The following is a 26,085-nucleotide window of genomic DNA, read 5'->3' on the forward strand; positions in this document are numbered from 1 at the left end:
AAAAATTTTTCGAAATCATATTGACACCGATGAATAAAAATGCTATATTATAAATGTACAAAATATTGTATATTGTCCGGGTGATTGAATGATTAAGGATCTATTAACTAAAAATGGAATTGCCGTTACGATGTTGGCACGAGAAATGCTTTCTTTAAAATGTGGAGATAGAATTGAAACGATAGGAGAATACGCCAAAAAATTTGACCTCGGGCGTGGGACAATACAAACTGCTTTAAAGTATTTAGAAGATAATGAAGCAATTGAATTAGAGCCACGAGGGCATTTAGGTACGTATATAAACAATATTGACTACAAAAAATTATGGGAATATGCGGGACTTACTATTGTTTCAGGGGTAATGCCTCTTCCGTATTCAAAAAGATACGAAGGGTTAGCTACAGGTTTATATAAAGTATTTGAAAAGGGGAAAATACCTTTTAATATGGCATACATGAGAGGAAGCGAAAGAAGGTTAGAGGCATTGTTGAATGGAAAATATGATTTTGCCATAATGTCGATGTTGGCAGCAAAATTGTATATTGAATCTGGTAAAAATTTAAAAATAGTAGTCGATTTTGGACCAAATACGAACGTAAGTACTCATCGTATAATATTTTCAAATAATGCGAAAAATGCGATTGAAGATGGAATGAAGATTGCCATAGATCCAACTTCGCTGGACCAATTTATATTGACTTACTATGAATGTGAGGGAAAGAATGTAGAGTTTATAGAATTACCGTATAATCAAATTATACCTCATATAATGGAAGGAAAAATAGATGCAGCTGTATGGAACTATGATGAAATAGTTGACAGAGGACTGTCTATTAAAAATGAACCGCTTAAAAGCGAAAAATCGAAAAAAATTAGTGAAGATAATACACGTGCTGTTTTAGTAGTTAAAAGAGATAATTGGGGTGTTGATAAAATAATAAATAGAATTGTTGATAAAGAAGAAGTTATAAAGATTCAGGAACAAGTGTTGTTGAATAAAATATTTCCAGAATATTGATTTATAATTATTCATATATTATTTTTGGAAGGAGTCAAAAAATAACTTTATATTATGGTACAAAATACTGTATAATGTTTGGAGGGTCTTAAGTGAAGAATAATATTATAAATAGAATAGATTTGTTAGTACAAGGTAGTGTGATCGATTTTGATACTGGAGAAGCTATCAAAAAAATTGATGAGGAATTAAGAGTAAATTATGAAATTTGTACTGAGGATGAACACTATGAGATGTTTATAACTCATTTAGCAATGTCTATAAAAAGATTAAAAGAAGAAGAAAAATTGGAGTCTACAATAGATGACGAACTTTTTAACGAAGTTAAAAATTGTCCTAATTACTATAGAGCACTTGGTATTTTACAAAATATAGAAGATAGGATAGAAATAAAATTACCCGAATCCGAAAAAAGATTTGTGTTATTACATTTGTGTAATCTTTTAGAAAGGGGTAAAAGTACATGATAAGATTTGTTGTAGGTGGAGCTGTTGATAAGCAAAAAGTTGCTCAAATGATAAAGGAGATAGGAGGTGATAAAGTAAGTGTTGAAATAAAATCAGATATTGAAGCTGCAATGGCTGTGAAAAATGGAAAGGCAGATTACTATGTTGGTGCTTGTGCAACAGGAGGTGGTGGTGCTTTAGCTATGGCAATGGCTATATTAACAGCTCAAAAATGTGTAACTATCTCTATGCCTGGTAAGCCCCCACAGGAAGCCGACGTAAAAAAAGCAGTAGCTGAAGGGAAAGTAGCGTTTGGTTTTACTAATGACCATATTGAAAAAGCTGTACCTTACATTGTAAACGCAATTTTAGAAAAATAGGGATTGGAGGAAGAAAAAATGTTTAAGTATATTTTAGTATTTTTAACTAGTGCATGGGCTGCTATATTAGCAAATAGAGGAATAGCTATTTTTAATGATGCAGTGAGACCGATATTTCCTGAATTTAGGGAAAATAGAATGACGAGATTTGAATTGGCAGCTACAACATTTGGTTTGAGTTTTGGATTAGTTATAGGTTTCGGGATACCGTTTTCAATAATGTCACCAATTATTTTAATACATTCAATATTTTTAGGCACAGACATAATTGGAACATTTTTCCCTGGAAAACCGATTAAAGAGTGGTATAAAGATAAGGAAAGTTTAATAGGTGTAATATTATCAGGATTGATAGGTGGAATATATGGGCTATTTATATTAATGGGTCTTGGTGGTTTTGTAAAACTCATGAAGATGCTACCTGTAAATATATTTGATCCCTTAGGAAATTTAGGGGATCCAGTAATTTATGCTTTTGCTGCATTTCCTGCGTTAGCAATAGCTTTTGAATATGGTTTTAAAAACGGATTACTTTCATTAGCGATAATTACATTAGTACGAGAAATAGCAGCGAAACTTAAATTAGCTTCTCCCGATGGAATAGCATTATTGATAGGAATGTTGATTTTATTGATTTATGCTATTAGGCAAAAATCGGATGAAAATTCTGGTGCCGTTAGTGTTTTGTCTCTTTTTGGAAATCGTGTTCAGAATATAAAAAATAATATAATTTATATAGGTATAATGGGAGCATTATATGGAATGGGTGTTAATTTGTATTTATTAGCAGAAGGACCTCAGTCTTTATTAGCAATGAGCAAAGGGCTTAAAACTGAAGCTCTAGGTATTACTATTTCGAGAGCGTTATCATTTATTCCATTAAAAGGGACAACCTCATTAGCAAGTGGAACATTTGTTACAGATGGTTTTGGTTTTGTTGCAACAGCAGGTTTGTTAGCTCCTAATATGATAATAGCAGCAGTTCTAGGGGCAATAGTAATTATATTAGAAGCATTAAGTCTAGTTGTTTTTGCAAAAATTTTTGATAAATATCCGGGTATTCGTAATGCAGCAGATAATATTAGAGATGCTATGACTAAACTACTTGAAGTAGCGATTATTGTAGGTTCTATGATGGCTGCAAATAAAATGGCACCTGGAATGGGATATTTAGTTGTTGCTGGATTGTATTTGTTAAATGAAACGGCAAAAAGACCGTTAGTAAGGATGGCTGTAGGACCAATAGGAGCGATAATTGTTGGAGTAATAGTGAATTTGCTAGCTATTATTAAATGATTTTGTTTTAAGTTAAGGTTGGTAATAAGATGTCAGCTAAATGACATTTTATTACCAACCATAAGTTAGGAGGATAAAGAATGATTACGTATCCTATTAAACAGATTAGTTTAGAGGAAGCAATCAATTTGCAGTTTAAATTGGTAGACATTATTCAATCAGTTTTTCGGGGACGTGAATTACTTGAAGCTGGTGATTATGGTGTATCATTAGAGCTTGGACGACCTAAAACCACCGCGAAAGTTGAGAGAGTTCTTGCTAAATTTTTTGATGCAGAAGACTCTGCTTTAGTGAGAGGTGCTGGGACGGGGGCTATGAGACTCGTTTTTAATAGCTTATTAAAACCTCTTAATACATTACTTGTGCATGACGCACCCGTATATCCTACAACACAAAATCTTATGGCTATGATGGGCCTTAAGCTTTTAAAAGTAAACATGAATGATTTAGATTCATTTGAGATATTAAAAAATACAAAAGTTAATGCTGTGTTAATACAACATTCAAGACAAAAACCTGATGACAGTTATGAACTTGAAAAAGTAATAAAAGTTATTAAATCTATAACTAATGTTCCTATTATTACTGATGAAAATTATGTAGTTATGAAAACTCCATATATAGGTGTTCAGTTGGGAGCAGATGTTTCAGTATTTTCCATGTTTAAATTGTTGGGCCCGGAAGGAATTGGATGTGTAGTAGGCAAAAAATATATTATAGACGAAATTCGCAAAATAACTTATTCAGGTGGGAGCCAAGTGCAAGGACCTGAGGCAATGGAAACTTTAAGGGCACTTGTATACACACCGGTTTCATTAGCAATACAAGCAATGCAGGTTGATGAAATAGCAAAGAGGCTTAATAATGGAGAAATAAAAGGGGTAAAAAAGGCATATGTAGCAAATGCACAGTCAAGAGTTGTATTAGTAGAATTTGAAGAACCAATTGCGGAAAAAGTATTAAAATACGCTGAAGAGATGGGAGCAGTACCTTATCCTGTAGGTTCTGAATCAAGATATGAAATTGGCGCTATGTTTTACAGGGTTTCAGGAACTTTTATTGAAAATAATCCGGATATGAAAAATTATGTAATTCGCATTAATCCAATGAGGGCAGGTGCTGATACTGTTATTAGAATTTTAAAAGAAGCTGTAAAGAAAAGTCTGGCTTAGGAGATGATGCAATGTTTCTTAATATGGTTATTGAAAGAAATCCACAACTTATTATAGAAGCTGCCAAATTACACAGAAACGGTGTTATTGAACCAAATACTTATGTGTTGGATGTTGATAGTATTTATGAGAATGCAAAATTAATAAATGATACTGCTTTAAAATATAATGTTAATTTATATTATATGACAAAACAGTTTGGAAGAAATCCTATTATTTCAAAAATCATTGAAAAGGCAGGAATTGATAAAGCCGTAGCTGTAGACTTTGATGAGGCAAAGGTGTTGTACGACAACGGCCTTAATATAGGTCATATAGGACATTTAGTGCAAGTTCCAAAAAACAATATTAAGTTATCTTTGCTTATGAAACCAGAGGTTATAACATGTTTTTCATATGAAAAAGCAAAAGAAATATCAGATAGCGCAAAAGAGCTTGGAATTACACAAGATATATTATTAAGAGTAATAGATGAAAATGATGTAATATATCCCGGTCAAGAAGGTGGTATATATCTTGGAAAATTAAAAGAAACAGTTCATCATATATTAAAATTAGAGAATATAAAAATTGCTGGTATTACATCATTTCCATGTTTTCTTTATGACTACGAAAAGAAAGAAATTACACCAACGCACAATGTATATACCCTCTTAAAAGCAAAAGAAATATTGCATGAAATGGATATTGAAATCTGGCAGGTAAATGGGCCCAGTGCTACATGCTGTAGTTCAATACCGCTTTTAAATAAGTATGGTATTACTCATGGAGAGCCGGGGCATGCTTTATTGGGGACGACTCCTTTACATGCATATACAAAACAGCCTGAAAAACCATCAATTGTGTATGTATCTGAGATATCTCATATTAACAATGAAAAAGCTTATTGCTATGGAGGCGGGTTTTACCCGAGGTCGAATGTTAAATATGCGTTAGTATCAAATAATCCTGAAGATATTTTAGATAGAATATTTGATGTTGAAGAATTATCACCGGAATCAATAGACTATTATGGAACTATACTTTTAAACAATAGAAAGGTTAACGTCGGGGACACTGTAATATATTCATTTAGAACACAAATATTTGTAACAAGAGCAAAAATAGCTCTTATTGAAGGGTTATCTTCAGGGAAACCAAAATTAACGTATATATTTGATTCAAAAGGTAATCTTTTAAAGGATTTAAGAAAGAAGGATAATAAATGAGAGCAATAATTCTTGTAATAGATAGTCTTGGGGTTGGTGAAATGGCTGATGTCCCTGAGGTACGTCCGCAAGATATAGGAGCAAATACTTTAAAACATGTTTCTGAATATAATGATAATTACAGATTAAATAATTTAGAATTAATGGGAGCAGGTCTTATAGTTGAGAGTAAGAATATAAAAAAGGTTAGTAATCCCATTGCAAGCTATGGATGTTCAAACTTAGAGCATGAAGGAGCAGATACTTTTCAAGGGCATCAAGAGATTGTTGGTTCAAAGCCTAGAAAAGCTTTGGTACAGCCTTTTAAAGAGTGTATGGACAAAGTAAAAACTGAGTTAGAGAAAGCAGGCTTTGATGTTACTATACCAGATTCTAAACACCCATTTTTATTGGTAAATGGTGTTGTAACAATAGCAGACAATATTGAAGCGGATATAGGTTTAAACTACAATGTTACTGCTCCTTTGGATTATATTTCATTTGAAGAAGAATTGAAAATCGGACAAATAGTAAGAGATAACGTTAAAGTTGGAAGAGTTATTGCATTGGGAGGAAAAGGGATCACAATAAATGATATATTAAATGCGGTAGAAGAAAAATCGGATAATATCGTTGGAATAAACTGTACAAAAGCTGGTGTGTATAATAAAGGTTATATGGTGAGACATCTTGGATATGGAATAGGCCCAAATGTCCAAGTGACAACTATTTTGAAGAAGCATGGTTTTGATGTATCTCTTATTGGAAAGGCGGCAGATGTTATAAACTGTGATGGTGCAGATTATAATCCATGTGTTGATACAGAAACTGTATTAAGTATATTATTGAATAAGTTAGACAACATATCTGATGGTTTAATAATGGCAAATGTACAAGAAACAGACCTTGCAGGCCATTCACAGGACGTAGAGAAATACGCCGAAAAATTGAAACTTGTAGATGATTATCTACCCCAAATTATTGATAAAATGAAGGGGGATGATATTTTATTTATAACTGGTGATCACGGTAATGACCCCACAATAGGGCATAATCATCACACAAGAGAAAAAGCGCTTCTATTGGTTTACGGTAAAAAATTAAGACCGGTAAAGTTAGGGGAAAGAAAGACTTTATCAGATATAGGAGCTACTATAGCAGATTATTTTGGTGTTGAAAAACCGGAAAATGGAGAGAGTTTTTTAAATATGATGAAATGAGGAGATGTTCTATCTCCTTTTTCTATATTATTTATTCCACTTGAAGGGAGAAGTCTATATGAAAATAATAGTTCCAATAAAGCAAGTTCCTGAAACAAATAATGTGAAAATGGACCCTGTAACAGGGACAATGATGAGAGCAATCAAAAAAGCACTTGATCCAAATCTAATACTTAATCCGGGGAAAATTATATAGAGATAACATACGTGATAAATTTAAGAAAACCATAGTTTTTGTGATATAATCAAATATAGAAGATTATATGAAATTACTAAAAGGAGTTGTTTTCAAATGAAAAGTATTCTATTAAAGCATGGTGAGATATATACAGAGAAGGAAATAATATACAATGGAGATATATTAATATCAGAAGGTAAAATTGTAGAGATTGGTAAGGGTTTATATAATGTTGATGCAGAAGTAATTGATTTAAAAGGAAAAAAGGTGGTGCCTGGATTTATTGATATACACATACATGGTGGAGTAGGGCATGACACAATGGAAGGTACTTATGAAGCTTTAAATGCTATTTCAGTTCACCTTGCAAGGCATGGGGTTACATCTTTTTGTGCTACTACCATGACAATGGATATACCCTATATTTTAGATGCTCTTAAAAATATTAATGAGACAATGAAAAAGGGTACAGAAGGTGCGCAAGTTTTAGGTGCATATGTGGAAGGACCCTTTATAAGCAAAGAACACAAAGGGGCACAGGATGAGAGATACATCTTAGAACCAAACATAGACATAATGGACAAGTTTATTGAAGCTTCAAATGGGAATATAAAAGTAATAGCACTGGCGCCAGAGAAGGACAAGAATGGGGAGTTTGTAGAATATGTAACTAAAAAATATAAGAGTATCATTAGGGCATACAAATGCTACTTATGAAGAGATGAAAAATGGAGTTGACCGTGGAGCGACAATAGCAGTTCATACATATAATGGCATGAAAGGGCTTCACCACAGGGAGCCAGGTGCTTTAGGAGAAGTTTTTTTGGATGACAGATTATACAGCGAGTTGATATGCGACTTTATACATTCACATCCTGCGGCAGTAAAAATACTTTTAAAAATAAAAGGGACAGATAGAGTAGTATTAATTTCTGATGCTATGGCAGCTTGTGGTTTAGGAGATGGAGAATACAGTCTTGGAGGGCAAAAAGTTTATGTGAAAAATGGAGAGGCTAGATTAGAAAATGGCACTTTGGCAGGAAGTACTTTGACATTGGATAAAGCTGTAGCAAATATAACGTCTCTTGGAATACCACTTTTTGAAGCTTGCAAGATGGTTTCTTTAAACCCTGCAAAAGTAATTGGCATAGCTGACAGAAAAGGCAGTATAGCTATAGGAAAAGATGCTGATATAACCATTCTAAACAGTGATTTAACTGTAGATATGACAATGGTTAATGGGAAAATTGTGTATAAAGTAGTATAACAAGATAAAAGAAAATAGAAAAAATTAAAAAGAACAAGAATTTATATTAAGTTTATTAATTGTTAGCTTGATGTATATTTTTGTGAGAGGGGGTTTTTTAATGAAATTTGACGAGTTAGATTTTGAGATAATGCGAATTCTGCAGACGGATGGTAGAAAATCATTTAGAGATATAGCAGCTTTACTAAAAAAACCAGAGAGCACTGTAAGATTAAGATATAATCAATTGGTTGCAAATAATATTTTACGTGTTGTTGCTATTCCAGATCCCAAACAAGTTGGGTTTGAGGTAATGGCTATTCTTTGTCTAAAAGTAGATTTAGTTTATTTACAAGAAGTTGCGGAAGCACTTGCAAAAGTAAAAGAAGTGAGATTTATTGCTTATACAGCTGGAAGATACGATTTAATTGTAGAAATATATATGAAATCAAATGATGATTTGATAAAGTTTATGACTGAGGATTTGGCAAAAATGAAAGGAATTAAAGAATGTGACTTATCTATAGAACTTAAACTTTTCAAGGATACATACAATTGGATGAATGAAGTTTAGACAAAGAAGAAAAATATTTTGTCTAAAAGCATGGCGGAAATTTATAGTGCCATGTTTTTATTTTTATTATCTTTTGTTACGAGGAATTTAATTTCTCAAGAAGTTATAAATAAACTAAGGAAAACAAGTAATTTTCTCCAGATTAAAATCAAACATACTGTACGTCAAATGATTAAGAAAATACTTCTTATATTAACTTTCATTAATTTACTGCCAAAAATAAAACATTAAATATTTTTAGATGATTATTGACAGTTATCTATAAATATGCTATATTAGCAATAAATAATAGATATTATTGCTAATATAGCATAAAATCATCAATATCTATTATTTTTTATCAAAAAATTTAATAAAGTAAAATAATAAAGGGGGAAAGTTGGGATGAAAAATGATGTATTAAAAAAGGATAATAGTTTTAAACCGTATGTACCAGCAGATGTTTATTTACCAGAAATTACACCTACTTCTGTAATTTTAGGGATAATACTTGTTATTATTTTTGGAGCAGCAAATGCTTATCTTGGCCTTAAGGTTGGTATGACTGTAAGTGCATCTATTCCAGCTGCTGTAGTGTCTATGTCGATATTAAAAGGAGTCTTAAGAAGAGGTACTATCTTAGAAAACAATATAGTTCAGACATTAGCTTCTGCTGGTGAAGCTGCCGCGGCAGGTGTGGTATTTAGTATACCAGCACTATATTTTCTTGATTATATTCCTTCCATGTTATTAATCTCATTAATAACTTTATTTGGAGGAATTTTAGGCGTAATTGGAATGGTTATCTACAGAAGATACTTAATTGTAGAGCAGCATGGAATCCTACCTTATCCTGAAGGTACGGCTTGCGCAGAAATTCTTATCGCAGGTGATAAGGGCGGCGTATCTGCTAAGATGGTGTTTAAAGGTGGAATAATTGCTGCAATATACAGATTAATACAATCGGGTCTTGGCTTTTTCCCAGATGTTATTGAAACATCAATACCAAAACTTCCTGGAGGAGTTATTGGTGCTAATATTCTTCCCTCTCTTGTAGGTGTAGGTTATTTAATAGGCTATAAAGTTTCAGCAATAATACTAGCTGGTGGTTTGCTAGCTTGGGTAGTTATTATTCCTCTTTTAACTTTTATTGGAGCTAATGTAAATACACCAATTTTCCCTTCGTTAACTCCCATTTCTCAATTGGATGCATGGGGAATGTGGACAGATTACATTCAATATATCGGAGCAGGAGCATTAACTGTTGGAGGACTAGTGGAGTTTTTCAGAGCGCTTCCTGTTGTAAAAGATGCTATTTTAAGTTCTTTTTCTAAAATAAGAACATCTACTTCAAATAATACTTTGCGTACAGAAAGAGATATACCATTTCCTTATATTGTATCGATATTTTTAGCAATAGTTATTTTGATTACTTTAATACCTCAAATGGAAATGAATATATTAGGTGCATTTCTTACAGCAATTTTTGGATTTCTATTTGTATCTATTTCTTCGAGAATAGTTGGGGTTGTTGGAAGTTCATCTAATCCTGTCTCCGGAATGACGATTGCAACCATATTCATTAGTGCTATTATTATGAAATCAATAGGCTATACAGGCATTAAGGGGATGGTTACAACTGTTGTTATTGGTGCTATTGTAACAGTTGCCGCTGCAATTGCTGGTGACACTTCTCAAGATTTAAAAACAGGTTTTATAGTAGGTGCCACTCCAAAGGCCCAGCAGATTATAATGATACCTGGTATTCTTATCTTTGCTGGTATGTCAGGTTTTGTGCTAACTTTGTTAAATAACGCATATCATATTGGAAGTAGTGAATTGCCTTCCCCTGCTACAGCTGTAATTGCAGTGTTAGTTAAAGGAGTATTTTCTGGCAACTTGCCGTGGGGACTATTAATTATTGGTGCAGCTATAGGAGTAATTGTGGAACTAATGGGTATAGCTTCTTTACCATTTGCGATAGGATTATATTTACCAGTACATTTATCAGTTCCAATATTTGTTGGAGGTTTTGTAAGAACGCTTGTAGAAAAATATAGGAACAATGGAATCGAAAGTGGTACATTATATGCATCAGGACTTGTTGCAGGAGATGCTTTGGTAGGTGTTTTACTTGCTTTATTAACCACGGCAGGGGTAGCCGAAAAAATTGCAATAGGAAGTGGAATTTTAAGTAATGGAATAGCATCAATAGTAGGATTGGTTCTCATAGCAATAATTGCTTATACGCTTTATAGCAATTCTAAAGTTGAAGAGAATTGAAAATAAAGGAGGAAATTGTTTATGAGAAGAATTTCAACATTTTCTATTGTCGCGTGATCCTCAAACTGGTGAATTAGGTGTAGCGGTTCAATCAAAATTTTTGGCGGTAGGTTCTGCAGTAGGTTGGGCAAAAGCTGGAGCAGGCGCGATAGCTACACAGGCATTGGCTAATCTTGATTTTGGAGAAATAGGCATCAAACTTCTTGAGAAGGGATATTCTGCACAACAAGTTCTTGATGCATTGCTTGCATTAGATCCAGATAGAGAAGATAGACAGGTAGGTATAGTAGATACAAAAGGAAATGCTGCTGCTTTTACTGGCAAAAGATGCTTTGATTGGGCAGGTCATATTGTGGGAGAAAATTTCTCTTGTCAAGGTAACATATTAGTAAGTGAGGATACTGTAAAAGCCCTTGCTGAGACTTTTGTAAATACGAAAGGGACTCTTGCGCGAAGATTAGTTGCGGCTTTAGCTGCAGCTCAAAATGCAGGAGGAGATAGAAGAGGTAGACAATCGGCATCTTTGCTTATTGTTAAAGAAAAAGGAAGCTATGGAGGATATAATGATAGATATATTGACCTTAGGGTTGATGATGACCCTGATCCAATCGCTAAATTATCTCATTTATTAGATTTGCATGAATTATATTTTAGTAAAACGAAGCCTGAAGAAATGGTAAAAGTAGATGAGAAATTGGCTGCTGAAATACAGGAATCTCTTAAAAAATTAGGCTATTATAAGGGAGAAATAACAGGAAAATATGATGAATATACAAAAGAAGCGTATAAAGATTTTTGTGGATGGGAAAATTTCGAAGAAAGAATTTGTGAAGGTGATGTCGTTGATATAAATGTATTGAATTATTTAAGAAAAAAGTAAAGGAACAGTAAGAAATTAATTTTAGTATTACAAAACTAAAAGGAATCCTTTCTTTTTTGAAATGAAGGGGGATTCCTTTTAGTTTTGATAGGACTACAATATTCTTTCAGCGAAGTGTTTTATTCTTTCAAGTGCTCTTGCTATTTTATCTATAGAATATGCGTATGATACACGAATAAATCCTTCACCGCTTGGGCCAAATGCGTCTCCTGGTACTACAGCTACTTTTTCTTCTTTTAAGAGTTTTTCACAAAATTCCTGTGAAGTCATACCCGTCTTTTTTATTGACGGGAAAATATAGAAAGCTCCTTTTGGCTCAAAGCAGTCAAAACCTATTTCGCGAAATCCGTTTACAATAAATTTCCTTCTCTTATCATATGTTTCTCTCATTTTTACTATGTCTTCTTCACATTGATATATACCCTTTATAGCTGCATATTGTGCTGTTATTGGAGCGCATATAGTTGTGTACTGATGGATTTTATTCATCGCTTCAATGAATCCGTGTTCTGCTGCAATATATCCAAGTCTCCAACCTGTCATGGCAAAAGCTTTAGAAAAACCGTTTATAAGTATTGTCCTTTCTTTCATGCCCGGAAGTGAGGCTATGCTTACGTGCTTTCCTTCATAAGTTAATTCACTGTATATTTCATCAGAAATGACTAGTAAATCATGTTCAATTATTATGTCTATAATTTCTTCTAATTCTTCTTTTTTCATGATAGCACCTGTAGGGTTATTGGGGTAAGGAAGAATTAATACCTTTGTTTTTGGGGTTATTTTTGATTTTAGGTCATCAGGGGTTAGTATAAAATTGTTTTTTTCATCAGTAGGAACAAATACAGGGATGCCTCTTGTCAAAGTTACACATGGTGCGTATGATACGTAACTTGGTTCAGGTACTAAAACCTCGTCACCGTCATTTAAAAGAGCTCTGAGTGCCAAGTCGATAGCTTCACTGGCACCGATAGTTACCATAATTTCTTTTTCTGGGTCATAAGCTAAATTATAATGGGTCTTTAAAAAATAGGATATGGCGATTCTAAGTTCGGGCAAGCCTAAGTTTGAGGTGTATGTTGTGCTACCTCTATCTAGTGCGTCTATGCCTTCTTTTCTTATTTCCCATGGAGTTACAAAATCTGGTTCGCCAACTCCCAGTGATATTATGTCTTTTGAATTTGTCACAAGGTCAAAAAATTTTCTAATTCCGGACGGTGGTATGCTTTTTACTGCATTAGATATATATTTGTCTGTGTTCATGGTGTTACCACCAGTCTTTTGTCATTTTGTCCTTCTTCGTAAAAAACGCCGTCCTTTTTATATCTTTTTAATACAAAATGGGTTGTAGTGCTTAAGACTCCTTCAATAGGTGCAAGTCTTTCAGCTACAAATAATGCTATTTCTTTCATGTTTTTGCCTTCTACTTCCACAGAAAGGTCATAAGTTCCGGAAATTAAGGAAACTGATTTTACTTCTTCGTACTGGCATATTCTGTGGGCTACTCTGTTAAATCCATGTCCTTGCTGGGGTGCTACTCTCACATCTATGAGGGCAGTTATGACTTCCCGGTCAGTCTTTTCCCAATCCACTAAAGTAGTGTATTTTAACAACACTTTTTTGTCCTCAAGATTTTTTATTGTGTTTTTGACTTCTTCTTCACTAAGCCCTGTAATTGTTGCAATTTGTTTTTCTGTAAGACGACTGTTTTCGCACAAAAGGTCAATGATTTCCATAGATTTATCCATATTTCATCCACCCTCCTAAAAAGATATTTTATGCACATTATAATACAAAGATAGGCGTAATTCAATAATTTAATAAATTGAAGTATAAAATTTTAAATAAAAACGTTTGAAATTGAAGTAATACAAGATTGTTGGGTTGACAGATACATGTAAAGAATGTTACAATTTTTATAGGGATATTGATAATTATTTTCAATTATGGAGGCTGCATATAAATGGGAGAAAATACTATTATAAATCTTATAGAATTAAAGGAAAATCATGAAGGAGAGATTGTATTAATAAAAGCAGGAAGAGCAGCTACGCAAAGGTTAAATGAAATGGGACTTGTCCCGGGGACAAAAGTTAAGCTGGTTAGAAAAGGTCCTTTAAGGGGTCCTGTGGAATTGGAGGTCAGGAATTCTCACCTTGTGATTGGATATGGTCTTGCTTCAAAAATATATGTAAAAATCGTCTGACAGAAAGGGCGATATGCGATGAAAAAAGAAATAATTATAGCCTTAGCAGGAAATGCTAATGTGGGTAAAAGTGTCATATTTAATCAATTAACAGGATTGACACAGATAATTGGCAACTGGCCGGGAAAAACAGTCGAAAGGGCAGAAGGTGTACTACGGTTTAAAGGACGAACTATAAAAATTGTTGACCTTCCTGGTATTTATTCACTTTCTGCTTATTCTCAAGAGGAAATTGTTTCCCGTGAGTTTATAGCTTTTGAAAAACCGGATGTTGTAATAAACGTAGTGGATGCCTCTAATCTTGAGAGAAATTTGTTTTTTACAGTGCAACTTTTAGAGCTTCATGTGCCTATGGTTATGGCTTTAAACCAAGTGGATTATGCCATTAAAAAGGGTATAGATATAGATGTGAAGAAGTTAGAAGAGCTTTTAGATATTCCAGTTGTAGAAACTGTTGCTACAAAAGGCAAAGGGCTTCAGGAATTAATAAATAAAGCTTTAGAAGTTGTGGATTCGCATAAAGAAGTGGATGTAAAAAGGTATGATATAAAAGAGGAAAAAATTCTCAAATACAGAAATGAAGTAAGTGAATATGTAATGAAAATTTACAACATCCTTTTGAAACACAATGTAGACCTTATAAATTTGTTTCATCCTCTGTGGATTTCTCTAAAACTGATAGAAGATGATAGCGATATAGTAGAAAAGTTAAAAAAAGAGCCTAATGGAGAAAAAGCTTATGAAGAAATTCAAAAAGAATTAGAAGGTTTAAAAGCGAAGACAGATAGTCCTCTTGCAACTTTAGTTACAGCAGACAGATATGATATTGCTTCTTTTATCGCAAGCCAAACTGTATCAGAGATTCACCATAGAATTACTTGGACTGATTTAATTGACAATGTAACTCTTCATAAAATATGGGGCTATATATCAATGCTCATTATTGTATTTATATCTTTTTATGGAATATTTAAATTTGGAGAGTATTTCTCAGGTGTGCTGGAGGACTTTTTTGACGGTTTTAAGCCTTTAGTGTACAATTTGAATATTCCAAATATGTATAAAGATTTTCTCTGGAATGGGCTTGCTGAAGGGATTATTTCTGCTATAACTATAGTGCTTCCCTATATATTTCCTTTTTATGTGCTTTTATCAATACTTGAAAACACTGGTTATCTTGCAAGAATTGCATTTTTAATGGATGAGGTTATGCACAAAGTTGGGCTTCACGGTAAAGCCCTTATTCCAGTATTGATGGGGTTTGGGTGCAATGTCCCTGCAGTATTAGGCACCAAAATTTTAGAAACGGATAGAGAAATATTTATTGCGTCTTTTATGTCCACTCTTGTGCCTTGTTCTGCAAGAATTGTAATAATTTTGGGAACAATAGGGGTCTTCATGGGGCCACAATACGCACTCGCTGTTTTTGCCTTAGACGTTTTGGTAGTTTATATAGCGGCGTATTTTGCAAATAAAATAGCACCTGGAAAGCCTTATGATTTGATAATGGAACTTCCTGGCTACAGGATGCCTGCTTTAAAGCCTACATTGAAGCAGATATGGTTTAGAATAAAAGACTTTTTGTATGTAGCTCTTCCAATAATTGTAGTTGGCAGCTTGGTTCTGGAAATATTGAAGTACTCTGGCATATTTAAATATGTGACTTATATAATGGATCCTATTGTTGTAAAATGGTTGGGATTGCCGTCAATAGTTGGGATAGTATTGATTTTTGGGATACTCAGAAAAGAATTGACACTTATAATGCTTTTAACACTGTCTGGGACAAGTCACATAACACAGATTTTGACGCCGCGGCAGATGATTGTCTTTGGTGTTGTTACAATGCTTTATATTCCTTGTATTGCTACAATTGCGGCATTAAAAAGGACAATTGGCTGGAGAAAGACATGGTGGGTAGTTTTTGCTAATATTTTTATTGCGATACTAATAGGAGGAATATTAAATCGAATTCTTACTTTTGTATAATTGTGCTATAATGTTAATGGGTGAAAAACAATAGAATTTATAGAAAAAAATAAATTGAAAATAGAGTAGGACACTAGACCTACTCTATTTTTTTTATCAAATCAGATTGGTTTTTAGCAAAAGCTCCTCATTATTAAGAATTTCCTCAGGTTTACCTATAGCTTCTATTCTATGGTCTTCGTTTAGCACTATTATCCTGTCTGAAAGTGTTGCTGCCATGTCAAGGTCGTGAGTTGCAATGACTATCGTGGTGCCTTTTTTGTTTAATTCTTGTAGTTTTCCTAAAAGCCACTTTTTTGACCGTGGATCAAGGCCATTTGTAGGTTCGTCAAGAAGCAAAACTTCAGGATTTATTACCATGACTGACGCTAATGCGACTTTTTTCTTTTCTCCGCCGCTTAATCTGTGAGGGGGTCTATCTTTTAATTTTTCGAGTCCAAAAGAAATAAGAGATTCTTCCACTATTTTTTGGACTTCATTGCCTTTTAAGCTCATTTGAAGTGGTGCAAAGGCTACTTCATCAAAAACAGTAGTGTTAAAAAGTTGTACATCAGAATCCTGAAATACAAAGCCTACTTTTTTTCTAAATTCGTATTCATCAAAAGTTTTTTTATCCCCCAGCAATTTGCCAAATGCCCATATTTCACCTTTGTCCGGATAAATTAAATTGTCCATCAATTTTAAAAGAGTAGATTTTCCACTGCCATTTGCACCTAGAAGAATTAACTTTTCTTCTTTTTTTACTTCAAAACTTATGTCAATTAAAGCAGGAACTGATTTATTGTAAGAGTAATAAACATTTTTTAATTCAAATACTGTGCTCATTTGGACCTCCTTATGGGTGGATATACCACAAGATGGATAAAAAAGTTATATTAAAACCTATCCATATATAATCATAAAAAGTTATTTTAAAAGTAGTTATTGTTTTGTATTCTCTTTTGTAACCCCGCGAAACCATAGCATTGTAAACATCATCACTCAGTTGTTGAGACCTTATCAAAACATTTGCCATAGCAGAAGCGACAAATTTTCTTCCTTCACTACTATCACTTTTCCCGACATTTCTGCTTTTTCTTGCGAGAAACATGTTTATAGCAATTTCTAAAAGCAAAAAGATGTAACGTAAGGCCATTTCAAGTGTAGCAGTAAAAATGTGGGGAAGCTTAAAAACTCTCAATGCTTTTAATATTTCTACCCATTTTGTTGATAGAGCTAATATATACACAAAAGATAAAGATATAAATGACCTCATCATAAAAACAATAGCACTTTCTAATCCCTCTTTTGTTATATAAAAATTTTTTGTGAAATATACTAAAGGCTGTCCTTCTTTTACTACATTAAAAAGTGAAGGTATCAGGACAATACCTGTAAAAAATATTGAGACTGCTGATACCCTCACAACATATGCTTTTAAAGGTATTTTAGAAAAATAAGCCAACAAAAGTGCATAAATAAGAAATATGGCCATAAAAGGTATTGTCTTTCCAAAATTGACTATAATGATTAATATAAAAACAGAGACAAGTTTTATTCTCGTATCAAGAGACTGCATAATACCTTTCTTAGCAGAAATTGTGTCAGAATAAAACATATCTTCAAATGCATTTTGTATACTTAAGATTGTCTTTTCTAAAAAGTTATCCATTTTTCTTCTGGGGTTTTCCCATAATCCTCCCTAATATTGCAAATATCAATACAATAGCTGCAATTCCTACAACTGCTGAAAAAATATAACCTAAAGCTTGTTGAAAGAAATTGGCATCAAATCCTGGTATACTGTAATCGGGTAATATTGCTTTTATAACTTCTGAGAATCGGCTCATTCCCTCTGGTACGTATCCTATCATGTTCTTAATTTCATCTAAGCCCCATTCTCCCCATGCCGAACCAGGAGCTAAAAGCCCGAGAGGAGTGAGAAGTATTATAACTATAGCTGCAATGTAGAATTTTTTCATCTATTATCACCTCTAAGCCTATATGAGAATTTATATAATATATTTTCTTCGTCTACTTTTTGTAAATAATATACTACAAGGCCTGTTATAACAGCTTCTACAATACCAGCTACAGCAAGATGAGCAAACATCATTGCAGGTATTGCTACGTTTAATCCATAGGGAAAGTATAGTGGTGTTCCATTTGCTGTATGAAAAAGCAATGGTTGAAGTCCAAGTTCTATTGCTGTGGCAAGAGCTGCAGCATTTATTCCTACATATCCCCCTATAGCAGATGATATGACTTTATTTAACTTAAGTGACAACATAAGTTTATAAATTCCGTATCCCACAAAAGGAGCTATAAATGCTATGTTAAAGCTATTTGCTCCGAGAGCCAAAATTCCTCCATCTCCAAAAAGCAATGCTTGAATAAATAAGGCTATTGTAAGAGATATACTTGCCGCCCAAGGTCCTAAAGTTATTGCAAGCAGTGTGGCGCCAATTGCGTGGGCAGTTGTACCTCCTGGTATTGGCACGTTAAACATCATTATTGTAAAGGCAAAAGCTGACCCTATTGCCATAGCAGGAACGTCCTTTTTGTCAAAACTTTTGTTGACTTTTTTTGCTGCAACTGTCAACACTGGTACCATAGCAGCACCCATAACGGCGCAGGTTTGAGGACTTAAATATCCTTCTGGTATGTGCATAAAAATTCCCCCTTACAAATTTTCCCCTGTTGTTGTCATTACCAGTTTTCCATGCTTTACTCCTTTTGTGCTTATTATTTCATCTGCAATTTTTGTAATTTCCTTTGCAGTGCCTTTTACTACCATTACTTCGAGGCAATTATGCTTATCCAAGTGTACGTGCATTGTTGAGATTATGTTTTGATAATGTTTGTGTTGCATATCTGTCAGTTTGTCACTTATTTCTCTCACTTCATGATTAAAAACATATGTAATTGTTCCAATGGTCTCTGCATCTTCTGCTTCCCACTGATTTTCCACTATAAAATCTCTTATTAAATCTCTTATGGCTTCGGACCTGTTGTTGTAGTTTTTTTCTTTATAAGCTCGTCAAATTGATAAAGAAGTTTTGATTCCATTGAAACTCCAAAACGTATTATTTCTTCCAGACTTATCACTCCCCTAAAATGGTGTCATCTTCTTAAAAATAATAGCACTATTTTATGGCGGAGTCAATTTAAAAATTAATTTTAGTTTAATTTTCAATTAATATTGCTTTAATGTTGAGGTTATAAAATGAACTTGAAAGTTGATTGTGATAACGATTTAATATATAATAAAATAAATAAAGGGGAGTAGCTCGCCACAATGTGTGGTTTAACCTGTCGTCATCACGAGAAATTTTCTCCGGCAGGTTAGAAACTCCGGACGGAGTTTTGAGCAAGACCTTTATAGTGTTCATCACTATAGAGGTTTTGCTTTTTTATGTATATTTACAAAAGAAGGGAGTATAGATAATGAACGCTTTTATAGAAGGTATATTAAATCTTACACCAGGCCATATTATAATGTTTATCATTGGAGGTATCCTTATATATCTTGCGATAAAAAAAGAATACGAGCCAATGTTACTTTTGCCTATAGGGTTTGGCATAATACTAGCCAATATTCCGCTTTCATCTGCTATAGGTGAAAATGGTTTTCTTACAATTCTATACAACGCTGGAATAAGTACAGAACTTTTTCCTATTCTCATTTTTATTGCAGTTGGTGCAATGGTAGATTTTTCACCACTTCTTAAGCAACCGTTAATGATATTTTTTGGCGCAGCAGCGCAGTTAGGAATATTTTTAACTATAATTTTTGCGCATATGCTGGGCTTTAATTTAAAAGAAGCAGCTGCTATAGGCATAATTGGCGCTGCAGATGGCCCTACATCTATTTATGTAGCTAATTTGTTTGCACCAAAGCTTTTGGGTCCTATATCAGTTGCAGCTTATTCGTATATGGCATTAGTTCCAATAATCCAGCCCTTTGTGATAAAAATGCTTACCAGTGAAGAAGAACGAAAAATTAGAATGGATTTGCGCATGAATGAAGTTTCAAAAACAGCTAAAATACTTTTTCCAATAGCAGTGACATTTGTTGCAGGAATTTTAGTACCAACTAGTGTTCCTCTTGTAGGTTCTTTGATGTTTGGCAACCTCATAAGAGAAAGTGGGGTAGTAGAACGGCTTTCAAAAGCTGCACAAAATGAACTTGCCAATCTTGTGACACTTTTACTTGGGATAACAATAGGTTCTACTATGACTGCCGACAAATTTTTGACACCTACAACTCTTTTGATATTTGGAATGGGACTTATAGCATTTATATTTGATACAGCAGGAGGAGTATTGTTTGCAAAGTTTTTAAATTTGTTTTTAAAAAATAAAGTCAATCCAATGGTAGGAGCTGCTGGAATATCAGCTTTTCCAATGTCGTCTCGTGTGATACAGAAAATGGCCCAAAAAGAAGACCCTACAAATTTTATTTTAATGCAGGCTGTAGGAGCAAATGTTGCAGGTCAGTTAGGTTCTATCATAGCAGGAGGTATTGTAATAGCACTTGTAAGTTCTATTATGTAATTTTAAAGAGGTGAACAAAATGAACTTGTTTAATTTAATTAAAATTGCCACTGTTGGGTTTGGCGTGACTTTTTTGATGTTAGTCATATTTTTTGTGTTGATTAAAGTTTTAGTGAAAATATTTAATGAGTAGATAAGCAATAAAAATTTTGTTCGTGTAAAATTTAAGTAGGGAATGCTGCTGACATTTTGCACAAGAGAAGCGACTTGACAGCCCGGCACTCAACCGAAAATGTTAAAAAGGGAGAATAAGAGAAAGGACCAGCCCGTTCAGTTGAGTGCCGGGAAACTTAGCGAGACCGAAAGACGGAAGCGGGGCCGAAGCCAAGAATGGCGGAGGCGGGACATGAGGCAAGGATGCCACCTGACGTAGGAACCCCGCTGGAGTCTGAGGTCGAGCGTTAGTTTAGCCTGCGATATCACTGGAGCGAACTGTGCAAAATGTCAGCATATTATTCACCTACTAATTTTTTACACACACAAAACTTTTGCTAATTTTTTAATTATATACTCCTTGTGATATAATAAAATTGTAAAGTTGTTACTGCATGGAGGTTTTGGTGATGCCACTTAATGTAGTACTTGTTGAACCTGAAATACCACAAAACACAGGGAATATTGCAAGAACTTGTGTGCTTACAGGCAGCAGGCTTCATCTTGTAAAACCTTTAGGTTTCAGTATAGACGAAAAATACGTAAAAAGAGCTGGCTTAGATTACTGGCCTCTTTTAGACCTTACTGTTTACGATAATCTCGAACAATTTCTTGAACAAAACAAAGGGAAAAAGTTTTATCTTGCTACCACAAAGGCTAAAAAGTATTATCATGAAGTAAAATATGAAGACAATTCTTATATACTTTTTGGGAAAGAAACTGCAGGACTTCCTAAGTGGTTGATTGAAAAATACTACGAAGACTGTATACGGATACCAATGCATGAAGTGATATCTACAAGGTCTCTAAATTTGTCCAACTCTGTAGCTATAGTACTATATGAGGCCTTGAGACAACTGGGTTTTCCTAATATGAAATAAAAAAATTGAGGGATGATTATGAAGAGGAAGATTATCCATGTTGATATGGATGCTTTTTTTGCATCTGTAGAACAACATGATAATCCAGAATACAAAGGAAAACCTGTTATTATAGGCGGCTTGTCGGAACGAGGAGTAGTTTCAACTTGCTCCTATGAGGCAAGAAAGTACGGAATACATTCTGCAATGCCGATGTACATGGCGAGGAAGCTATGTCCACACGGTATTTTTCTTTCTGTAAGGAGAAAAAGATATGAAGAGGTTTCAGCTCAAATTTTTAATATCCTGTACAGTATAACTCCTCTAGTGGAACCTGTTTCTATAGATGAAGCCTATCTTGATGTTACATATATTGACAAAAATCCAGAGATTATTGCCCTGGAAATAAAAAAGAAAGTGAAGGAAACGACAGGACTTACTATTTCTGCAGGAGTTTCCTATAATAAATTTCTTGCAAAACTTGCCTCAGATTGGAATAAACCAGATGGGTTTATGGTCATAACAGAAGATATGATTCCCGACATTTTAAAACCACTTCCCGTTTCCAAAGTTTATGGGATAGGAGAAAAGTCTGAGCAAAAACTTAAAGCTATGGGAATAAATACAATAGATGACCTCTTGAAACTATCACAGGAAAGTCTTATTGAGATTTTTGGGAAATTGGGTTTAGAGATATATAATAGAATTAGGGGCATTGATGAGAGGCCTGTAGAAACTATGAGAGAGATTAAGTCTATAGGAAAGGAAAAAACACTGGAAAAGGATACAAAGGACAAAAAGCTTTTACTTCATTATGTGAAATTATTTTCCGACATAATATCGGAAGAATTAGTTAGAGAGAGACTTTATGCCAGAACGGTTACTGTTAAGATAAAGACACCAGATTTTGCAGTTCACACCAAAAGCAAGACATTAAATAAATATATACGATTAGGTGAGGACATATACGATGTAGCCTACGAAATTATTGAAAGTCTAAAATTAGACCAATATATAAGGCTTATTGGTCTATCTGTTTCTAACTTGAGTGCAGTAAAATATGAGCAATTGTCCTTTTTGGATAAAAGGGTTATTAAATTTATTAAGGCAGAAAATGTAGTTAGAGAAATAAATAAAAAGATGGGGCAGGAAGTAGTGAAAAAAGCAAGTGAACTTTTAAATGAGGAAACGAAGCAACGGAGGGATTAAATTGGAAGCAAAAGAGAGGCATAAGCGCAATGTTGCTAAAGAAATTATAGAATTGGCTTGGCCTTCTATAACAGAACAAATGCTTATAATGACAGTTGGAATGGTGTCAACTATATTTGTAGGTCGAATAAGTGCCAGTGCAATTGCGGCTGTTGGGATGATTAATTCCCTTATTTTTTTCTTTCAAGCAATTTTTTCAGGGCTTGCCACTGGTTCCACAGTAATTGTAGCGAGGCTTATTGGTGAAGAAGACGAAGAAGGGGCTCGCCTTGCAGTTATGCAGTCACTTATTATGAGTATTGCTATTTTTATAGGACTCACTACTTTGGGCTATATTTTTGCAGTACCTATTGTTAAAACCTTCTTTGGAAGTGTATCCACTGATGTTTTTAAATTGGCTTTAATGTACTATAGAATAGTGCTTTTTGGGCTACCTTTTGTGATAATTGATATCATCATAGGCGGGGCTTTAAGAGGTGCAGGGGATACCAAAACCCCAATGTACATAACTGCTACAGTAAATGTGATAAATCTTTTGTTAAATAGCACACTTGTATTTGGAGTGACTTATCACGGTAGATATTTAATACCTCCTTTAGGAGTAAAAGGTTCTGCACTTTCTGCTACAATTTCAAGAATAATAGGAGGTTTTTTGCAATTATATGTTTTATATTTTGGCAAAAGGCGAATTAATCTTGATATAAAAGAAAAGATTCGACTTGACTTTAACATGATGATGAGGATTATACGAGTAGGAATACCAGCTTCTTTAGAGCAGGTAATAATGCAAGGTGGTTTCCTTGTAATGCAAGTTATCGTTTCCACAATGGGGACTATTGCAATTGCTGTATATCAAATAGGTATGAATGCTAATAGTCTTGCTTTTATGCCTATATTTGGATTTTCAATAGCGGCAACCAGTTTAGTGGGACGGAGTCTTGGTGCAAAACATTTTATGTTAGCGGAAATATACGCAAAAGTTTCAAGAAACATTGCTGTTATTGTAATTTCTGTTATAGGTGTTTTTATGTTTATATTTTCAAAGCAGCTTGCAGCGCTTTATACTACTGATCCTATTGTAATAAAAATAGCTTCTGATATTATAAAGATTTTTGCTGTTGTGGAACCTTTGCTTGCTATATTAAATGTCATGGCAGGAGTATTAAGGGCTGCAGGCGATATTCCTTATATTGTTCTCACGGCTTTTATTGGATTATGGCTCTTTAGAGTGACTATTGGATATATTCTTGGTAAAGTGTTTGGTATGGGAGTATATGGAATATGGATTGGTATATGTATCGACTTTGTTGTAAGGTCAGTAATGTATAGCTATAGATTTAAAGCGGGCAGGTGGAAATATATTAAAGTGTAAACTACATAAATTCATCACATATTTTTAATTTTTACATAACATTTTTCTGCTATTTTAATTATAACATCAATTTTTAGAAGAGGTGGATTTATGAAGAGGAAATATTTATATGTGATTGTTGCAGTATTAATCATTGGAATTGTCACTTTTTACTTTGTAAACAGGGCAAAATCATCACAACCCCAGCAGCTTTCGTATGTTACAGTTACTCGCGGTAATATTTCTATGAAAGTCACTGGGACAGGAAACTTAAGTGGTGATGTAAGAGCAATTACGCTAAAAGGCAGTGGAACAGTAAAGAAAGTGTATTTTAAGGTAGGAGACACTGTAAAGAAAGGAGACCTATTATACGAAATTGAAGATGACGATTTAAACAATCAGCTGGAACAAGCAAAAATAAACCTTAACTTAGCTGAGCAGCAATTAAATCAAGACACACAGAACTACAATAGTAGCATTGCAAATTTAAACATAACTTCTCCTTCTGGCGGAATTATAGACAGTATACTTGTAAAAGAAGGACAGAATGTCACACCTGGGACACCTGTTGCAATCATTGCGGATTACTCCCATGTTACTGTAAAAGTTCCTTTCAATGGTGTTCAAATAAAGAATATAAAAGTTGGGCAAAAGGCGGATATTTTTTTATACGACTCATTTACAACTGTAACAGGTACTGTTGAATACGTTTCAGAGCAGCCGGTTCCTAATAATACAGTGCAATACTACTATGTGACAGTAGGACTTGACAATCCGGGGGCATTAAGCGATGGAATGAGGGTACAAGTATCAATACACACAGATAACGGAATAGAAACAGCATTAGAAGATGGCACGTTAACTGCCAAAAACACAGTCAATGTCACAGCGCAAACATCAGGTACGGTAGATAAAATATATATTTCTCAAGGGCAAAGTGTAAAGAAAGGACAGCTTTTAATAAAACTTTCATCAGACAACATAAGCAATCTGCAGATGCAGATAGAAAATGACAAATTAAAAGTTATGGAAGCACAAAACAACTACAATCAGATTTTACAGCAAATCAACGACTTAAAAATTTATTCTCCTATAGATGGGAAGATCATTAGCCAGAACATAAACGAAGGAGATATATTAGGTACTTCTGTAGCGAGCACTAACATAAGCAATACAAATAGCCAATCACAGCAATCGAGTTTTGTGCCCGTTTTAGATATAACGCAATTATCTACTTATGAGAGTCAACCAGAAACTGCGGTAATAGCAAACAACAACAAATACATCATTAACCTTTCAGTGGACGAAACAGACATAAAGCACATAAAAGTAGGGCAACAAGCACAAATTACAACAGATGACTTACCAGACAAAACATTTACAGGTACTGTTTCAGAAGTGTCACAACTTCCAACAATACAAAATGGAGTTTCTTCTTACAACGTAATTATTGAAGTCGATCCAAGCGAAGGATTAATGTTAGGCATGTCAATGAATGTTTCAATAATTGTTGCAGAAAAACAAAATGCTTTAATACTTCCAATACAAGCCGTTCAGACAAACGGAAATAGAAAATACGTAATACTCTATACAGACGATTTAAAAAATCAAAATATCAATAGCACTAACAATAGCACTAATAACGGGAACTTTTTCAGGAACAACATAAGATTTGTGGAAACAGGTATTTACAACGACAACTTTATAGAAATTGTGAGCGGTTTACAGGAGGGAGACAAAGTATTAATTCCAACACTTAATTCCTCAACAAACGCAAATAACCGTAATCCAAGTGCTTTTGGTATAATGGGTGGCTTTAGGCCAGAAGGCAATTTCAACAGGAATATGACTAATCAAGGTGGTAGTTACCAAGGCAGAAGCTTTAATGGGACAGGGCAAAATAACACTTCCACAGGGAGGTAAAT

23 protein-coding genes and 4 pseudogenes are annotated in these 26,085 nt (G+C 34.0%); 20 read left to right on the forward strand and 7 right to left on the reverse strand.

All coding sequences use genetic code 11. The annotated features are described in order from the left end of the window. The first annotated feature begins 88 nt into the window (after positions 1-88). The 12 genes and pseudogenes from yhfZ (at position 89) to OEI98_RS01260 (ending at position 11,859) form a co-directional block, all read left to right on the forward strand. Positions 89-1,018 carry a GntR family transcriptional regulator YhfZ gene (yhfZ, locus tag OEI98_RS01205; protein ID WP_004400342.1) on the forward strand — a complete coding sequence of 310 codons (930 nt, stop codon included), beginning with the start codon at positions 89-91 and terminating at the stop codon, positions 1,016-1,018. 92 nt (positions 1,019-1,110) lie between these two features. Continuing rightward, a complete protein-coding gene (locus OEI98_RS01210; RefSeq protein ID WP_004400341.1) occupies positions 1,111-1,485 on the forward strand; it encodes a PRD domain-containing protein in 375 nt (124 codons plus the stop codon). Further along, a complete protein-coding gene (locus tag OEI98_RS01215; protein ID WP_004400340.1) occupies positions 1,482-1,844 on the forward strand; it encodes a DUF2620 family protein in 363 nt (120 codons plus the stop codon). The genes OEI98_RS01210 and OEI98_RS01215 overlap by 4 nt, the downstream gene beginning before the upstream one ends. 18 nt (positions 1,845-1,862) lie before the next feature. Further along, positions 1,863-3,140, forward strand: a complete 1,278-nt coding sequence (locus tag OEI98_RS01220) for a YhfT family protein (RefSeq protein WP_266039050.1) — start codon at positions 1,863-1,865, stop codon at positions 3,138-3,140. Positions 3,141-3,220: 80 nt separating this feature from the next. Then, positions 3,221-4,312, forward strand: coding sequence for an aminotransferase class V-fold PLP-dependent enzyme (locus OEI98_RS01225; RefSeq protein WP_266039052.1), 1,092 nt, complete (start codon positions 3,221-3,223; stop codon positions 4,310-4,312). An 11-nt stretch (positions 4,313-4,323) separates the two neighbouring features. Next, on the forward strand, positions 4,324-5,520 hold the full coding sequence (locus OEI98_RS01230; protein ID WP_266039054.1) for a YhfX family PLP-dependent enzyme: 1,197 nt from the start codon (positions 4,324-4,326) through the stop codon (positions 5,518-5,520). Further along, entirely contained in the window at positions 5,517-6,719 is a 1,203-nt protein-coding gene (locus tag OEI98_RS01235) for a phosphopentomutase (RefSeq protein WP_266039056.1), read from the forward strand. The genes OEI98_RS01230 and OEI98_RS01235 overlap by 4 nt, the downstream gene beginning before the upstream one ends. A 58-nt stretch (positions 6,720-6,777) precedes the next feature. Next, positions 6,778-6,900: pseudogene (locus OEI98_RS01240) on the forward strand (FAD-linked oxidase C-terminal domain-containing protein); the annotation flags it as partial. A 111-nt stretch (positions 6,901-7,011) separates the two neighbouring features. Beyond that, positions 7,012-8,164 (forward strand): annotated as a pseudogene (gene nagA / locus OEI98_RS01245) (N-acetylglucosamine-6-phosphate deacetylase). Between the two features lie 100 nt (positions 8,165-8,264). After that, the gene (locus tag OEI98_RS01250) at positions 8,265-8,717 is read left to right on the forward strand and encodes an Lrp/AsnC family transcriptional regulator (RefSeq protein ID WP_003869047.1); all 453 of its coding nucleotides are present in this window, start codon (positions 8,265-8,267) and stop codon (positions 8,715-8,717) included. A 384-nt stretch (positions 8,718-9,101) separates the two neighbouring features. Then, the gene (locus tag OEI98_RS01255) at positions 9,102-10,979 is read left to right on the forward strand and encodes an OPT family oligopeptide transporter (RefSeq protein ID WP_003869048.1); all 1,878 of its coding nucleotides are present in this window, start codon (positions 9,102-9,104) and stop codon (positions 10,977-10,979) included. A gap of 21 nt (positions 10,980-11,000) precedes the next feature. Next, a pseudogene (locus OEI98_RS01260) lies at positions 11,001-11,859 on the forward strand (DUF1028 domain-containing protein). Between the two features lie 93 nt (positions 11,860-11,952). On the opposite strand, the gene OEI98_RS01265 reads toward OEI98_RS01260, so the two are convergent. Together OEI98_RS01265 and OEI98_RS01270 are read right to left on the reverse strand one after the other, a co-directional pair. After that, entirely contained in the window at positions 11,953-13,119 is a 1,167-nt protein-coding gene (locus tag OEI98_RS01265) for an aminotransferase class I/II-fold pyridoxal phosphate-dependent enzyme (protein ID WP_266039062.1), read from the reverse strand. Next, positions 13,116-13,604, reverse strand: coding sequence for an Lrp/AsnC family transcriptional regulator (locus tag OEI98_RS01270; RefSeq protein WP_266039064.1), 489 nt, complete (start codon positions 13,602-13,604; stop codon positions 13,116-13,118). The genes OEI98_RS01265 and OEI98_RS01270 overlap by 4 nt, the downstream gene beginning before the upstream one ends. A 215-nt stretch (positions 13,605-13,819) precedes the next feature. Here OEI98_RS01270 and OEI98_RS01275 point away from each other — a divergent pair, with 215 nt between their 5' ends. Next, positions 13,820-14,062 carry a FeoA family protein gene (locus tag OEI98_RS01275; RefSeq protein WP_003869052.1) on the forward strand — a complete coding sequence of 81 codons (243 nt, stop codon included), beginning with the start codon at positions 13,820-13,822 and terminating at the stop codon, positions 14,060-14,062. 18 nt (positions 14,063-14,080) lie between these two features. Next, entirely contained in the window at positions 14,081-16,051 is a 1,971-nt protein-coding gene (gene feoB, locus OEI98_RS01280) for a ferrous iron transport protein B (protein ID WP_004400309.1), read from the forward strand. A gap of 96 nt (positions 16,052-16,147) precedes the next feature. On the opposite strand, the gene OEI98_RS01285 is transcribed toward feoB, so the two are convergent. The 5 genes and pseudogenes from OEI98_RS01285 to nikR form a co-directional block, all read right to left on the reverse strand. After that, positions 16,148-16,876 carry an energy-coupling factor ABC transporter ATP-binding protein gene (locus OEI98_RS01285; protein ID WP_266039067.1) on the reverse strand — a complete coding sequence of 243 codons (729 nt, stop codon included), beginning with the start codon at positions 16,874-16,876 and terminating at the stop codon, positions 16,148-16,150. Positions 16,877-16,886: 10 nt separating this feature from the next. Beyond that, complete coding sequence (gene cbiQ / locus OEI98_RS01290) at positions 16,887-17,702, reverse strand: cobalt ECF transporter T component CbiQ (protein ID WP_004400307.1); 816 nt, start codon at positions 17,700-17,702, stop codon at positions 16,887-16,889. Beyond that, positions 17,695-18,012 (reverse strand): PDGLE domain-containing protein, encoded by a 318-nt coding sequence (locus OEI98_RS01295; protein WP_004400306.1) that lies wholly within the window; start codon positions 18,010-18,012, stop codon positions 17,695-17,697. The genes cbiQ and OEI98_RS01295 overlap by 8 nt, the downstream gene beginning before the upstream one ends. Beyond that, positions 18,009-18,701 carry a cobalt transporter CbiM gene (gene cbiM / locus OEI98_RS01300; protein ID WP_004400305.1) on the reverse strand — a complete coding sequence of 231 codons (693 nt, stop codon included), beginning with the start codon at positions 18,699-18,701 and terminating at the stop codon, positions 18,009-18,011. The genes OEI98_RS01295 and cbiM overlap by 4 nt, the downstream gene beginning before the upstream one ends. A 12-nt stretch (positions 18,702-18,713) precedes the next feature. Beyond that, a pseudogene (gene nikR / locus OEI98_RS01305) lies at positions 18,714-19,129 on the reverse strand (nickel-responsive transcriptional regulator NikR). A gap of 348 nt (positions 19,130-19,477) precedes the next feature. Between nikR and OEI98_RS01310 the strand changes: the two are divergent. The 6 genes from OEI98_RS01310 to OEI98_RS01335 all read left to right on the forward strand — a co-directional run bounded on the left by OEI98_RS01310 (position 19,478) and on the right by OEI98_RS01335 (position 26,083). After that, on the forward strand, positions 19,478-20,587 hold the full coding sequence (locus OEI98_RS01310; protein ID WP_014062124.1) for a sodium ion-translocating decarboxylase subunit beta: 1,110 nt from the start codon (positions 19,478-19,480) through the stop codon (positions 20,585-20,587). A gap of 19 nt (positions 20,588-20,606) precedes the next feature. Then, positions 20,607-20,720 (forward strand): OadG-related small transporter subunit, encoded by a 114-nt coding sequence (locus tag OEI98_RS01315; protein WP_003869070.1) that lies wholly within the window; start codon positions 20,607-20,609, stop codon positions 20,718-20,720. A gap of 430 nt (positions 20,721-21,150) precedes the next feature. Further along, positions 21,151-21,621 (forward strand): tRNA (uridine(34)/cytosine(34)/5-carboxymethylaminomethyluridine(34)-2'-O)-methyltransferase TrmL, encoded by a 471-nt coding sequence (gene trmL / locus OEI98_RS01320; protein WP_003869071.1) that lies wholly within the window; start codon positions 21,151-21,153, stop codon positions 21,619-21,621. A gap of 18 nt (positions 21,622-21,639) precedes the next feature. Further along, a complete protein-coding gene (locus OEI98_RS01325; protein WP_266039071.1) occupies positions 21,640-22,809 on the forward strand; it encodes a DNA polymerase IV in 1,170 nt (389 codons plus the stop codon). A 1-nt stretch (position 22,810) separates the two neighbouring features. Then, the gene (locus OEI98_RS01330; RefSeq protein WP_003869073.1) at positions 22,811-24,181 is read left to right on the forward strand and encodes an MATE family efflux transporter; all 1,371 of its coding nucleotides are present in this window, start codon (positions 22,811-22,813) and stop codon (positions 24,179-24,181) included. A gap of 90 nt (positions 24,182-24,271) precedes the next feature. After that, positions 24,272-26,083, forward strand: coding sequence for an efflux RND transporter periplasmic adaptor subunit (locus OEI98_RS01335; protein ID WP_266039072.1), 1,812 nt, complete (start codon positions 24,272-24,274; stop codon positions 26,081-26,083). The last annotated feature ends 2 nt before the right edge of the window (positions 26,084-26,085 follow it).

It is taken from the genome of Thermoanaerobacter sp. RKWS2 (assembly GCF_026240795.1).
Taxonomy (GTDB): Bacteria; Bacillota; Thermoanaerobacteria; order Thermoanaerobacterales; family Thermoanaerobacteraceae; genus Thermoanaerobacter; species Thermoanaerobacter ethanolicus.